Origin of the sequence: Pseudoxanthomonas mexicana (genome assembly GCF_014397415.1) — a bacterium.
Lineage (GTDB): Bacteria > Pseudomonadota > Gammaproteobacteria > Xanthomonadales > Xanthomonadaceae > Pseudoxanthomonas_A > Pseudoxanthomonas_A mexicana.
Map to the genome: position 1 here is coordinate 1,662,676 of NZ_CP060731.1, position 13,029 is coordinate 1,675,704.

At 67.9% G+C, this 13,029-nt stretch carries 8 protein-coding genes and 1 pseudogene; 6 read left to right on the top strand and 3 right to left on the bottom strand.

Translation table 11 applies throughout. The features are described 5' to 3' along the window. The first annotated feature begins 28 nt into the window (after positions 1-28). A complete protein-coding gene (locus tag IAE60_RS07575) occupies positions 29-2,272 on the top strand; it encodes an EAL domain-containing protein (RefSeq protein WP_187574418.1) in 2,244 nt (747 codons plus the stop codon). Positions 2,273-2,384: 112 nt separating this feature from the next. Continuing rightward, complete coding sequence (locus tag IAE60_RS07580) at positions 2,385-4,658, top strand: EAL domain-containing protein (RefSeq protein ID WP_187574419.1); 2,274 nt, start codon at positions 2,385-2,387, stop codon at positions 4,656-4,658. A gap of 9 nt (positions 4,659-4,667) precedes the next feature. On the opposite strand, the gene ybaL is transcribed toward IAE60_RS07580, so the two are convergent. Beyond that, positions 4,668-6,356, bottom strand: coding sequence for a YbaL family putative K(+) efflux transporter (gene ybaL / locus IAE60_RS07585; protein WP_187574420.1), 1,689 nt, complete (start codon positions 6,354-6,356; stop codon positions 4,668-4,670). 158 nt (positions 6,357-6,514) lie between these two features. Continuing rightward, positions 6,515-8,914 (bottom strand): TonB-dependent receptor plug domain-containing protein, encoded by a 2,400-nt coding sequence (locus IAE60_RS07590; protein ID WP_187574421.1) that lies wholly within the window; start codon positions 8,912-8,914, stop codon positions 6,515-6,517. A 203-nt stretch (positions 8,915-9,117) separates the two neighbouring features. On the opposite strand from IAE60_RS07590, the pseudogene IAE60_RS07595 reads away from it, so the two are divergent. The 4 genes and pseudogenes from IAE60_RS07595 to IAE60_RS07605 all read left to right on the top strand — a co-directional run. Next, positions 9,118-10,803 (top strand): annotated as a pseudogene (locus IAE60_RS07595) (ABC-F family ATP-binding cassette domain-containing protein); the annotation flags it as partial. Between the two features lie 27 nt (positions 10,804-10,830). Next, the gene (locus IAE60_RS19020) at positions 10,831-10,968 is read left to right on the top strand and encodes a hypothetical protein (RefSeq protein WP_425504467.1); all 138 of its coding nucleotides are present in this window, start codon (positions 10,831-10,833) and stop codon (positions 10,966-10,968) included. A 71-nt stretch (positions 10,969-11,039) separates the two neighbouring features. Continuing rightward, positions 11,040-11,366, top strand: coding sequence for an FmdB family zinc ribbon protein (locus tag IAE60_RS07600; RefSeq protein WP_187574423.1), 327 nt, complete (start codon positions 11,040-11,042; stop codon positions 11,364-11,366). Between the two features lie 44 nt (positions 11,367-11,410). Then, on the top strand, positions 11,411-12,022 hold the full coding sequence (locus tag IAE60_RS07605; RefSeq protein WP_187574424.1) for a hypothetical protein: 612 nt from the start codon (positions 11,411-11,413) through the stop codon (positions 12,020-12,022). A gap of 15 nt (positions 12,023-12,037) precedes the next feature. Here the strand turns inward: IAE60_RS07605 and IAE60_RS07610 are convergent, their stop codons facing one another. After that, the gene (locus IAE60_RS07610; protein WP_187574425.1) at positions 12,038-12,937 is read right to left on the bottom strand and encodes a DUF3011 domain-containing protein; all 900 of its coding nucleotides are present in this window, start codon (positions 12,935-12,937) and stop codon (positions 12,038-12,040) included. Between the last annotated feature and the right edge of the window lie 92 nt (positions 12,938-13,029).

Below are 13,029 nucleotides of genomic sequence, written 5' to 3' on the forward strand. Positions count from 1 at the left end.
CGTCACCCCGGGGGGAGGAGACGCAACGATGGTTACGCGACGTCGCGCTTGGTGGGTGGACGCGTGTGTGGTCTCGTTTGCCTGCTGGTTGCTCCAGGGTGTCGGTGTCGAATACAGCGCGCGCTTCTTCCATCATGCGTATTTGAGCGGAGAAGCCTCGCTGGTGCATGCGCACGCGGGGTTGCTGCTGGGTGTCGCCTTGCTGGGAGGCGATCGTCGCGTGCTCGCCACGGCCTTCCTCACCAGCTTCCTGCATTGGTGGTGGCGCGCTCGCCTGGAGGCGCCCACCGAGTCTTATGCGGCCGGGTTCGCGGTCGCAATGGTGCTGCAGTGGCGCTGGACCGAATGGTGCGCCCACTGGGCGGGCGGACCCTTCCGGGGCGCCCACCGCCTGAAGGTGTCGGGGATCTTCCGCTACGCCGCGGTCGGCCTGTTCCTGTTTCCCACCGGTTGGACGCTGTTGTCGGCCCTGGTGGCCTGGACCCATGGCCAAGCGCCTGCTGCCGTCGCCAATACGGCGGTACAACTCTGGCTGGCCAAGCATGTGGGCGTGGGCGTCGTGACGCTACCGTTCCTGCTGCTGTGGACCGACGACCGCTTGCGGCGTGCCCTCCGAGGTCGTTGGGTGGCGGTGATGACCTGGCTTTGCCTGAGCGTGCTGGCGGCGCACATGCTGGAAGCGCGGCCGGCCCTGCGGTGGGTGGAGGTGGTTTACGACTATCGTGCGCTGGCGGGCGTGCTGCTGGGTATCGCGATGCTCCTGTGGCGCGTCGAGTACTCCATGCCCCTGCTGACGTTGACGCATCTGGTCCTGCTGCATGGCCTGACCGATCAGGCCGGGCAGGCCGCGTCTCCTCCGCAGGTCGTCGGCCTGCTGGCGCATCTGGTCGAATGCAATTTCATGGTGTTGATCCTCGCCGTACTGTTCCTGCTCAACCGCGAGCGCAAGCACCGGTACCACCATCTTCGTGCGATGTGCCGACACGATGCGAGCAGCGGCCTGGACAATGCCCACGCGCTGCGCGAGGCCTGGCGCACATCGTCCGAGAGGCCTGCCGTACTGGGCTTCCTGTTGCTGGACCAGGTCGAGCGCGTGCTGGGAGGCTATGGCTGGCGCGCGCAGTCGCAGCTGCTGCGGGAGATCGGCAGGGAAATGGTGCCGCTGGCGCGTCCGTACCACATGGGGGGAGGCAAGTTCGTGCTGCTCCCGCTCAGAGCCGAACAGGCCGGGGCCAGTGTCGGGAAGATGGAGGAGATCCTCAGGCGGCTGCAGGCGTTCGTGTTCCAGTGGCATGGCGCACAGCTGCGGGTAAGTCCGTACCTGGGCGTCGCACCCTGCGACCGGGCGGGCGTGGAGGCACTGGACGAATGCCTGGCCAATGCGTGCGACGCCGCCCTGCGTGCACGGGAAGTGGGCGAACACAATCCATTGCCCTGCGAACCCAGTCCGTCGGGCGGGCCTGATGCGCAGGAACGGCGACATCGGCTGGTCGCCGCTGCCGAGGCGCTGGCCTGCGTGCATGCCGGCAGGGTGGAGCTTTACGTGCAACCCATCGTCGCCCTGGCCGGCCAGCCTTCGGCGGGGTTCCAGGGCGAGGTCCTGTGCCGGCTGCGTACGGCGCAAGGCAGGCTGTTGTTCCCCAACGAGTTCATCGCCGACCTCGAGGCGGGCGGTCATGCGTCCGAGTTGGACATCGCGGTGATCGAGTGCCTGTTCCAGTGGCTGAGAACGCACCCACTCGCGATCCCGGGTGTCGCCAGGCTCGGCATCAACCTCAGCGGCAAGAGCGTGGCTTCGGCATCGTTCCGCGCACGTTTCGCCGAGCTGCTGAGGCAGTCGCCGCTGCCACACTCCGCACTGTGCTTCGAACTGACGGAAACAGCGGTGATCGCGAGCCAGGAGCCGGCGTTGCGCCTGTTCCACGATCTGCGCGCACGCGGCTGCTCGCTGTCCCTGGACGACTTCGGCAGCGGCATGCAGAACTTCGAGCGCCTCCGGCAGGTGCCGGTGGACAGCCTGAAGATCGACGGCCAGTTCGTGCGCAACATGCAGAGCCAGTCGCGCGATCTCGAGATCGTCCGTGCGGCGATCGCGGTGGCCGATGCCCATGGTCTGACCACGGTCGCCGAGTATGTCGAAAGCGCAAGCCTGGCCGAGCAGCTGCGTGGCATGGGTGTGAGGTGGGGACAGGGCTACCACTTCGGGCGTCCGGAGCCCATCGCTGCCCGGCTGCTGCCGGTGGCCGTGGCGCCCGCCGCTGTGGTGCAGTGACCGGCATCCAGCGCGATCCGACGCCGGGAGCGCTGTTGTGCGCCATGCGGTGTCCGCTACACTCGCCCGGCCGCGCAGAAACGTCGCGCCAGCGTTCTGGGGGACGGTCGGAATGACAAGCGTCGATCATGTCGAGCGCCTGAGGCGTGCCGGGTGGGTCACCAGGGCCGTGGCACTGGGCGGCCTATGCCTGCTGCTGCAGCAGGTTCCCGTGAGCTACCGCATCGATTTCCTCGGCCAGGTATCCGATGGTGCATCGATCATCCATCTGCACGCAGGCCTGTTGTTCGCGATTGCCCTGCTTGAGCGCGATCGCAGGGTGGTCGCGGGTTGCTTCCTGCTGACGTTCGCCGGCTGGACCGTACGCCAGTTGTACTTCAATGACTGGCGTCCGGGTGCCGGGCTGTTATGGGGCGGGGCCACGTACGCATTCGCGCTGGGCTGGAGTCTGGCATGCGCTCGCTGGATGGAGTGGCCGCGTCCGGACGGACAACGGGTGATGCGGAGGGACCTGGTCCGCTTCGCCGGCATCGGTCTGCTGCTGTATCCGCTCGTCCTGGCCCTGACGGGTTTCAGCATCGTCATGCTGTCCACACCCGACTCGGCGGTGGGCACGGTCTTCCAGATGTTCTTCGCCAAGCAACTTGGTGTGGCCGTGGTGACCCTGCCGGTGATGGTGGCGTGGCGCGAACGGGGCCATCCCGTGCCGCGGACGGCGTATGCGTCGCACTGGTTGTGGCTTGTCGTGCTGGCAGCCGGGTTGGCGGTCAGCGTGTGGGCAACCATGCTTGTCCGTAAGGTGTTCGGGGCCGGCGGGACAAACCCGCAGCTCGTATTGATGGATTACCGTTTCGCGCTGCTGTTGGTGCTGGGTTGGGCCATGCTGCGCCTGCCTTCCCACTGGGCGATGGCGGCTCTCTCCGCAACGCTGCTGACGCTGGTAGGCATGGTGGCCGGTACGGCCGAGTATGCGAACAGCCCGGTCGGCTTCTTCAATCTGCTGCACGTCACCCTCGAGCTCAACATCCTGCTGCTGGTGATGCTGTACCTGTGGCTGACGCATCGGGATCGCCAGGAACTGGCCGAGCGCCTGTCGGCCGAGACGCTGCGGGACCAGGTCACCGGCCTGCCCAATCTCAAGGCCCTGCGCGAGCGCGTCTCGCGCCCCCTGGCGCGTACCGAGCTGGGCTACCTGCTGCTCGACCAGACCGACACGCTGGTGGCCGGCTTCGGGCTGGATACCCAGGCACAGGCGATGGACGCCACTGCACGCCGTCTGCAGGATCTGGTGGAAACCTACTACGTGGGCACCGGGCAGTTCGCGTTGCTGCCCCAGCACGCGGGCGATCCGGACCTGTGGGAGCGCGTGGTCGCGCGGGTCGAGCACGCCGAGATCGATGTCGGCGGCCGGCCGATCCGCCTGCTGCCCTATCTGGGCGTCGCCGCATTCAACGGTTCGCATGCGCGGGTGGTGGACCGCGCGGTGGTGACGGCGTCGCACCTGGCCTTCGAGGCGCGCCACCACGGCGAGTTGCGACCGCGCTACCACGATGCGGCCCACAGCCATCTTCGCCAGACCCAGCACCGCCAGTTGCACGACGCGACCGAGGCGCTGGCCAGTCTTCGCAACGAGCGTGTCGTCCTGTATTTCCAGCCGATCCGCGAGCTTGAGGACGGGCGCGATGCCGATCCGCGTGCGCTCACCGGCGAAGTGCTGTGCCGGCTGCTGGACGAGCGGGGCGAGATCATGTCGCCGGCCGGGTTCATGGCGCCGCTGGAGGCCGCGGGCCGGGGCGCCGAACTGGACCTGGCCGTGATGCGCGCACTGTTCCGGCTGCTGCGCAAGTCGCCCGCCGCCCTGCCGCATTGCCGGGAGATCGCGATCAACCTGACCGGACAGAGCTTGGCCTCGATGAGCTTCCAGGTGGAACTGCGCACCCTGCTGGCGGGTTCGCCGTTGCCGATGAGCGCACTGTGCTTCGAGGTCACCGAGACCGCGGCCATCTCCAATACCGCCGCCGCCAGCCACCTGCTGACCGACCTGCGCGCGCTGGGATGCCGTATCGCCATCGACGATTTCGGCACGGGCATGCAGAGCTTCGCGCGGCTGCGAGAACTGCCGGTGGACGTGATAAAGATAGACGGTTCGTTCGTGCGCAACGTGGCCCAGCTGGGCAAGGACTATGCGGTGGTGCAGGCCTCCGTGGCGGTGGCGAAGGCATTCGGCGCGGCGACGGTCGCCGAGTTCGTCGAGGACGAGGACACCGAGTTCTGCCTGCGTCGCCTGGGTGTGCAGCGCGTGCAGGGCTATCTTTACGGCAAACCCAGACCCTTGGCCGAGGTGCTGTCCGACGCCGTGACGGAGGCCACGGCATCGGGCGGATGAGCCGCCGGCTCAGCCCGGGACGCGCTGGGGGCGGTAGGGCGGCGTGGACATCACCATTTCCGCCAGCGAGAACGCCAGTTCGCGCTCGGCCAGCACTGCGCCGTCGGCGCCGTGTTCCAGCAGGTGCTTCACTTCGCCTTCGCTGTGCGCGCGCGCCAGCAGCGTCAGCGCCGGATTGATCGCGCGCAGCTTGGCCAGCGCTTCGCCGGCTTCCAGCGGCTGCGGGATCGCCAGCACGGCGATCTTCGCGCGCTCGGGGTGCGCTTCGGCCAGCACGCGGTCGGCAGCGGCGCTGCCGCGGATCGCGGGGATGCCGGCATCGTGCGCGCGCGCCACGTGGTCGCCGTTGTCGTCGATGACGATCAGCGGCACGCCGCGGTCGCGCAGCACGCGCGCCAGTTCGCTGCCCACCCGTCCATAGCCGATGATGATGGCGTGGTCGGTGACGTCCAACGAGGGGCCGGGAGGTACTTCCGGCTCGGCCGGCACGGGCGCCAGGGCGTCCTGTTTCTTCTGCCAGCGGTCCAGCCAGGAGAACAGGAACGGGTTGGCGATGATCGACAGCAGCGAACCGGCCAGGATCAGGTCGCGGCCGTCCGGCGGCAGGATCTTCAGCGACACGCCCAGCGCGGCCAGGATGAAGGAGAACTCGCCGATCTGCGCCAGGCTGACCGAGATGGTCAGGGCGGTGCCGGCGGGATGCTTGAACGCGCGCACGATGAAGAACGCCGCCAGGGACTTGCCCACCACGATGATGCCGAACGTGGCCAGCACCTGCCACGGATGCGCGATCAGGATGGCCGGATTGAACAGCATGCCCACCGAGACGAAGAACAGCACCGCGAAGGCGTCGCGCAGCGGCAGGGAATCGTTGGCGGCCTTGTGGCTGAGTTCCGATTCGTTGAGCAGCATGCCGGCGAAGAACGCGCCCAGCGCGAAAGACACGCCGAACAGCGTGGCCGAGCCGAACGCCACGCCCAGCGCGATCGCCAGGACCGACAGGGTGAACAGCTCGCGCGAGCCGGTGGCGGCGATCTTCTCCAGGGTCCATGGGATGACCCGGCGGCCCACCAGCAGCATGAAGGCCACGAACGCTCCCAGTTTGACCAGCGTCCAGGCGATGGCCACGACGAAGCGGCCGAAGCTCGCCGGCTCGTCGCCCGATGCTTCGCCGAAGGTGTCGGCCAGCACCGGCAGCATCACCAGCGCCAGCACCATGGCGATGTCCTCCACGATCAGCCAGCCCACCGCGATGCGGCCGCGCCGGGTTTCCAACAGGCGCCGGTCCTCCATCGCACGCAGCAGCACCACGGTGCTGGCCACCGACAGCGCCAGGCCGAACACAAAGCCGTTGAGCGGCGTCCAGCCCATGCCCCAGGCCAGCGCCCAGCCCAGGCCGGTGGCGACCGCGATCTGCGCGATGGCGCCGGGGATCGCGATCGCCTTGACCTCGAGCAGGTCCTCCAGCGAGAAGTGCAGGCCCACGCCGAACATCAGCAGCATCACGCCCAGTTCCGACAGCTGGTTGGCCAGTTCCTGGTCGGCCACGAAGCCGGGCGTGAACGGGCCGACGAAGACGCCGGCGAGCAGGTAACCGACCAGCGGCGACAGGCGCAGCCTGTGCGCGAGCGCACCCAGCACGAAGGCCAGGGCCAGGCCTACCGCGATGATGTTGATCAGGTCGGTGTCATGGTGCATCGAACGGGGCGGTTCCTCGGCGTGATCGGTCGAGTGTCGCCGATGGGGCCTGCGTGCGGCAAACCGGCGGCCCACGCGTGCCGCCATTCAAGGGGCGCTAGAACGGGAACGCCCCGCACGGGGCGGGGCGTTCCGGTGAGCTCAGGCGCGGATGCGCGTTACCACGCGTAAGCGATGCGGCCGTACACGTAGGCGCCGTTGAAGCCGCCCGGCGACTGGCTGCTGTAGGGGAACTGGCCACTGTTCGAATTGGGGAAGAGGGTGCGGTCCGGATACTCGTCCAGCAGGTTGTCCGCGCCCAGGGTCAGCTTCCAGTTCTCACCGGGACGGTAGCTGGCCGACGCATCCAGGATCCATGTGGCGCCATAGGTCTGGTCGTTGGCCGGATTGCCGGTTTCGCTGACGCGCGTGGTGAATTCGCCATAGCGGGTGGCGCCGAAGGTGAAGTCCCAGCGTGCCAGATTCCATGCTGCCGTCAGCGTCGCCTTGTCGCGCGGATAGCCCTCTTCGATGCGACCCTGTTCGTCGCGGCCGATGCGCCACAGATTGGCGCCCAGGGCGGTCAGCTCCGATGGGTTCGGTGCGATGCGCTGGATGTCGGTCTTGTTGTAGTTGTAGCCCGCGGTGAGGCTCAGGCTGCTGTTGGCCAGCGGGATGGTGTACTGCGCGATCACGTCGACGCCGCGCGTACGGGTGTCGGCCGCATTGGTGAAATAGCGCGCGCTGGTGACGCCGTTGACGCCCAGGCTGGCCAGCAGCGCCTGTGCGGCGGCGTTGCTGCCGAGGATCAGGTTCGAGGAAAGGACGATGCGGTCGTCGACGTCGATCTGGTAAGCGTCGATGGTGACGTACAGGCGGTCCACCGGCTGCAGTACCAGGCCCAGACCGTACGACAGCGAGGTCTCGGCGGTCAGCGGGTCCGCGCCCAGTGCCTGGGCAACGGCGCTGGTGGCGGGGAAGGTGCCCGATTCGAAGAAGCGGTCCAGGCTCGCGTTGTACTGCGAGGTCACCACCTGGTAGTACTGCTGCGCCAATGCCGGCGCGCGGAAGCCGCTGGCCACGGTGGCGCGCAACGCCACAGCGTCGCTGAAGGCGTAGCGCGCCGATAGCTTGCCCGACACTTCGCTGCCGAAGTCCGAATAGTCCTCATAGCGGCCGGCGATGCCGGCGGAGAACTTCTCGGTCAGGTCGGCTTCCAGGCCCGCGTAAGCCGCGTAGCTGTCGCGGTCGGAATGCACCGCATTGGCGGGCGTGAAGCCGCCAAAGCCCTGCGCGCCGCCGCTGGTGTACGAATCCGGTGCGCCCGGCGACTGGTTCCACTTCTCGCGTCGGTACTCTGCACCGAAGGACAGGGTGGCGGGATAGGCCAGGCCGATCTCCAGCGGCTTGCTGATGTCGGCGTTGAGCACGTTCTGGGTGTACTCCAGCGCGCCGTCGTAGAAGCGGTGGGGACTGGATGTTCCCAGGCTGTAGTTGATGCTGTTCTGGGTGTAGAACTTGAGGTGGTTGTAGCCGTAGTTGTAGCTGACATCCCACTTCCAGCCGCTCTCGGTGTCGCCCTTGACGCCGGCCACCAGCGAGCGGTCCTGCGAGAGCTGGTTGATCTCGGGCACGTAGCCGTCCGGATAGACCTGGGCCAGCAGCGCGCCCTGGTTGCTGTGGTTGGGCGAGCGGTAGAACGCAAACGAGGTGATGTCGCGGTTGCTGGCGATCGCGGTGGCGTAGGCGCTCACGCTGTCGCTGAACGCGAAGCCGGCGTTGGCCGACACCGCGCCGGCGTCCACCTTGGGATCGCCATAGACATAGGCCACTTCGCCGATGTCGGGGTTGTTGCCGGTGTTCGGCGCGGTGCCTTGGTACGGACCGGCGCGGTTGGTTTCGTCCTGGGTCGTCAGCTGGCCGGCCACATGCACGAACCCGCGGCCTTCGCGGAACGACACGCCGGTATCGCCGGAGAGCTGGTACTGGCGTCCGTCGCCGGCCGAATACCCGCCCACGTCCGCCACCAGCGAGCCGCCCTTGCCGGCGCCCTTCAGCACCACGTTGACCACGCCGGCGATCGCGTCGGAGCCGTACTGCGCCGATGCGCCGTCGCGCAGCACCTCCACGCGTTCGATCGCCGACACCGGGATCGCGTTGAGGTCGACCGCCGACGAGCCGCGGCCGATCGTGCCATTGACGTTGACCAGGGCCGAGATGTGGCGGCGCTTGCCGTTGACCAGGATCAGCACCTGGTCGGGCGACAGGCCCCGCAGTTGCGCCGGGCGCACGCCGCTGGTGCCGTCGGTGACCGCCGGGCGCGGAAAGTTGAGCGAAGGCAGCGCACGTGCCAGCGCGGTCGCCAGTTCGGTGGTGCCGGTGGCCTGCAGGGCCTCGGGGGTGATGATGTCGATGGGCGACTGCGATTCGGCGACCGTACGGTCGCTGACGCGGGTGCCGGTGACGATCAGGGTGTCCAGCGTGCGGGCGTCGGAGGGAGCCGACTCCTGCGCGAAGGTGGCGGGGGCGACCAGGGCCAGGGCGATGGCGATGGTCAGGGGTGAGCGGGTGCGGATCATGGGGGGGCTCCGGAAAGACGGCGAAGTGCGACTTCAAGTGGATCAGGGCTTGCAAAGTTTCCTTTGAAACCATGGACTTAGGCGGTACACACTCTGGTTATCAGGCGGCTGATGGGCGTGTCAATGGTTTCTTAACAACGTCGAGTGGGAGTGCTATCGATAAACTACGCGGCCGCTTCTCCCAAATCCCCGTAGGTTGTTTCTTGATCGCCCTTCGTAATTTCGCGCTCCGCCGTGGTGAGCGCCTGCTGCTGTCCAACGTCGACCTCACCCTGCATGCGGGTTACCGCGTCGGCGTGGTGGGTCGCAATGGTGCGGGCAAGTCCAGCCTGTTCGCCGCCGTGCAGGGCGAACTGGAGGCCGACAAGGGCGACCTCGACCTGCCTGGCAAGGTACGCATCGCCAGCGTCGCGCAGGAAACCCCCTCGCTGCCGGACCCGGCCCTGTCGTTCGTGCTTGGTGGCGACACCGAAGTCGCCGCCGTGCTGCAGGCCGAAGCCGAGGCCACCGCGCGGGAAGACTGGGAGGCGGTCGCCAACGCGCACCAGAAGATGGCCGAACTCGGCGCCTACGATGCCGAGGCGCGCGCCGGCAAGCTGCTGCACGGCCTGGGCTTCCCGGCGGATACGCACCACCGACCGGTGGCGTCGTTCTCCGGCGGCTGGCGCGTACGCCTGAATCTGGCGCGTGCCCTGATGATGCCCAGCGACCTGCTGCTGCTGGACGAACCGACCAACCACCTGGACATGGACGCGGTGCTCTGGCTGGAGCAGTGGCTGCTGAAGTATCCCGGCACGCTGCTGCTGATCTCGCACGACCGCGAGTTCCTCGACAACGTCGCCACCCACACCCTGCACCTGCACGGCGGCGGCGCCAAGCTGTATACCGGCGGCTACACCGATTTTGAGCGCCAGCGCGCCGAGCAGCTGCGCCAGCAGCAGATCGCCCACGAGAAGGAGCAGGCCGAGCGCGCGCACCTGCAGAGCTTCATCGACCGCTTCAAGGCCAAGGCGTCCAAGGCGGCGCAGGCGCAGAGCCGCATGAAGCGCCTGGCCAAGCTGGCCGGCACCGAGGCGGTGCGCGCCGAGCGCGAATTCCGCATCGAGTTCGCCGAGCCGGCGAAGCTGCCGTTCTCGCTGATTCGCCTGAACCACGTCGAGGCCGGCTATGGGCCCGATGCGGTGATCCTGCACGATGTCGGCTTCGGCCTGGAGGCGGGCCAGCGCATCGGCCTGCTCGGCCCCAACGGCGCGGGCAAGACCACGCTGGTGAAGACGCTGGTGGGCGAATTGCCGCCGTTGGCTGGCGACCGCATGGCGCATCCGGATCTGAGGATCGGTTACTTCGCCCAGCACACGGTGGAGTCGCTGCACGAAGGCCAGTCGCCGATGGACCATTTCCGCGAGATCTCGCCGGACGGCAGCAATCAGTCCTTCCGCGATTTCCTCGGCAAGTGGAACTTCCCGGGCGACCGCGCGTTCGAGCCGGTGGACGGATTCTCCGGCGGCGAGCGCGCGCGCCTGGCGCTGGCCCTGATCGCGTGGCAGCAACCCAACGTGCTGCTGCTCGACGAACCCACCAACCACCTCGACCTGGAGATGCGCGAAGCGCTGGCCGAAGCGCTCAGCGACTTCGATGGCGCGATCGTCATGGTCTCGCACGACCGTCATCTGATCGGCCTGGTCTGCGATACGTTCTGGCGTGTCGCCGACGGCGTGGTCGAACCGTTCGCCGGCGATCTGGACGAATACGCGGCCTGGCTGCGCACGCGGGCGTCCGCCCAGGGCAGCAAGCCGCTGCGCAGCGAGCCGGCACCCGCGCCGAAGGCGACGCCCGCCCCGGCGCGCAAGGTCAATCCGGTCAAGCTGGCCGCCGCCGAAGCCAGGGTCGCCGAGCTGGAAGGCCAGCTGGCGGAGGTGGATGCGCGCCTGGCCGAACCGAAGACGTATGCCGACGCCGACCTCGCCGCGCGCCTGGGCCGCGAGCGGGAAGATCTGCAGCAACAGCTGGCCAAGGCCGAGGAAGCCTGGTCGGCGCTGTACGACGAGGCTTGATTCGTCCGCCGGCCGTCCCCACACAGCCTCCCGTTCCCGTTATTCCCGTTAGCCCTCCACGATCGACTGCCATGCCCATCTACGCCTTCGAATGCACCCAGTGCGGCCACCGCTTCGACCGTCTGCAGAAGCTGTCCGACCCCGATCCCGACACCTGCCCCTCCTGCGGGCAGTCGACGGTGAAGCGGCAGATCACGGCGCCGGCGTTCCGCCTGGCCGGCAGTGGCTGGTACGAGACCGATTTCAAGAAGGACGGCGACAAGAAGCGCAACCTGGCCGACGGAGGCGAGGGTGCGAAGCCTTCGGGCGACGCCAAGCCCGCCGAATCGGCACCGGCCAAGGCCGAAAGCACGCCGGCCAAGACGGAAGCCAAGCCGTCTTCGACGCCCTCGGCCTGAGGCCGGCGGTGTATGGTGCATCCCTTCCTCAAAGAAGGGATGCCATGAAGAGGGTCTTGCTCGCGTTTGCTGCGTTGTCCGTCGCAGGCTGCGCCACGTCGTCCATGGGGGCATCGTCAAAGGTGCCCGCCGACGCCTTCCTCTCTGCGCTGCAGGGGCATTGCGGCAAGGCCTACGCCGGCCGCATCACGGCCAACCAGCCCGCATCCGCCACGCCCGATCCGTTCGAGGGCAAGACGCTGGTCATGCACGTGCGGGGCTGCGACGACCCGACGCGCGAGATCCGCATTCCTTTCCATGTCGGCGACGACCGCTCGCGTACCTGGGTGCTGACCCGGACCGCCACGGGACTGCGCTTGAAGCACGATCACAGGCACCAGGACGGCCAGCCCGACGCGGTGACGATGTACGGCGGCGACACGGGGGATGCCGGAACCGCGCAGCGGCAGGCGTTTCCCGTGGATGCCGAATCGGTGGCGATGTTCAAGCGAGAAGGCCTGAACGCTTCGCTCAACAACACCTGGGCCATGGAACTGGTGCCCGCGAAGACCTTCGTCTACGAACTGAGCCGGCCGAGCGGCCGCTTGTTCCGGGTGGAATTCGACCTCACCACGCCTGTGGAACCGCCGCCGGCGCCGTGGGGCGCCGACGGTTGAGCAGATGAGAAGCGGTCAGCGCGGCCCGAAGCGGCCACGGCAGCCGCGGTCCACCCAGATCTGGTTGCCGGCGTAACCCCAGCTGTAGCCTTCGCGGCAGCTGGTGTTGGATATCTGTTGCAGCAGGATCGGCCGGCCCTGGCGCGGGTCGTAGGCGCAGGTCTTGCGGCGGTTGTCTTCGCTGCTGCAGGTGACGGAGTACTGGCTGGAGCCGCCACCGCCACCGGCGCGCGGACCGAACTCGGCACGGCAGCCGTTGCCGACATAGACCTGGCCCTGCTGCGATTGCCAGCTGCGGCCTTCGATGCAGGCGGCGTTGGACAACTGCCGGACCAGGCGTGAATGGCCGCTCCACGGCGTGCGGCAGGTGCGGCCGCGGCCATCATTGCTCTCGCAGCGGATCGTGCCCCCGACGGCCACGCCCGGCGCGAATTCGCCGCGACAGCCCTTCCATACGGTGATCAGGCCGTCCTGCGAGCTCCAGGTCGCACCCTCTTCGCAGCGGCTGTTGGAGATCTGTCGTACCAGCCGCGACTGGCCACGCCACGGCGGCGTGCAGCGCCGGGCGTCGCCGCTCTTGCTCTCGCACAGGATGGTCTGTCCATGGGTGGGCGGGTTAGGGTTCCAGCCGCCGCTGTTGCCGCCCAGCGATTGGGCGATGTCCTGCTTGATGCGGCTGAAGGTCCAGTTGGAGCGGTTGACCTGGTCCAGGTAGAACCGCAACTGGTCGTCCGGGATGCGGCGACCGCGGGACTGTTCGGAATACTCCAGGCTGATGACCCGGGTCTGGTCCTGCACCGACAGCGTGCGCAGGTTTTCCGGTGCATAGGCCTTGGGCGCGATCTGGGCGAAGGCGCTGCCGGCCGCCAAGGCCAGCAACAGTACGAAAACGGACTGCAACAACGGCTTCTTCATGGCGACACCCTCCTGGGAAGGTGCCAGCATACGCCCGGCCGGTTAAGGCTGTGCAGGGGCAGGCCCCGGGCCGGAGGGCAGGGGAGCGGGTA

Excerpts from the sequence above, each read along its gene's own strand:
- IAE60_RS07605 (WP_187574424.1), top strand. The coding sequence starts at position 11,411 with ATGAAGAGGGTCTTGCTCGCGTTTGCTGCGTTGTCCGTCGCAGGCTGC.
- IAE60_RS07600 (WP_187574423.1), top strand. The coding sequence starts at position 11,040 with ATGCCCATCTACGCCTTCGAATGCACCCAGTGCGGCCACCGCTTCGAC.
- IAE60_RS07590 (WP_187574421.1), bottom strand. The coding sequence starts at position 8,914 with ATGATCCGCACCCGCTCACCCCTGACCATCGCCATCGCCCTGGCCCTG.
- IAE60_RS07610 (WP_187574425.1), bottom strand. The coding sequence starts at position 12,937 with ATGAAGAAGCCGTTGTTGCAGTCCGTTTTCGTACTGTTGCTGGCCTTG.
- ybaL (WP_187574420.1), bottom strand. The coding sequence starts at position 6,356 with ATGCACCATGACACCGACCTGATCAACATCATCGCGGTAGGCCTGGCC.
- IAE60_RS07580 (WP_187574419.1), top strand. The coding sequence starts at position 2,385 with ATGACAAGCGTCGATCATGTCGAGCGCCTGAGGCGTGCCGGGTGGGTC.
- IAE60_RS07575 (WP_187574418.1), top strand. The coding sequence starts at position 29 with ATGGTTACGCGACGTCGCGCTTGGTGGGTGGACGCGTGTGTGGTCTCG.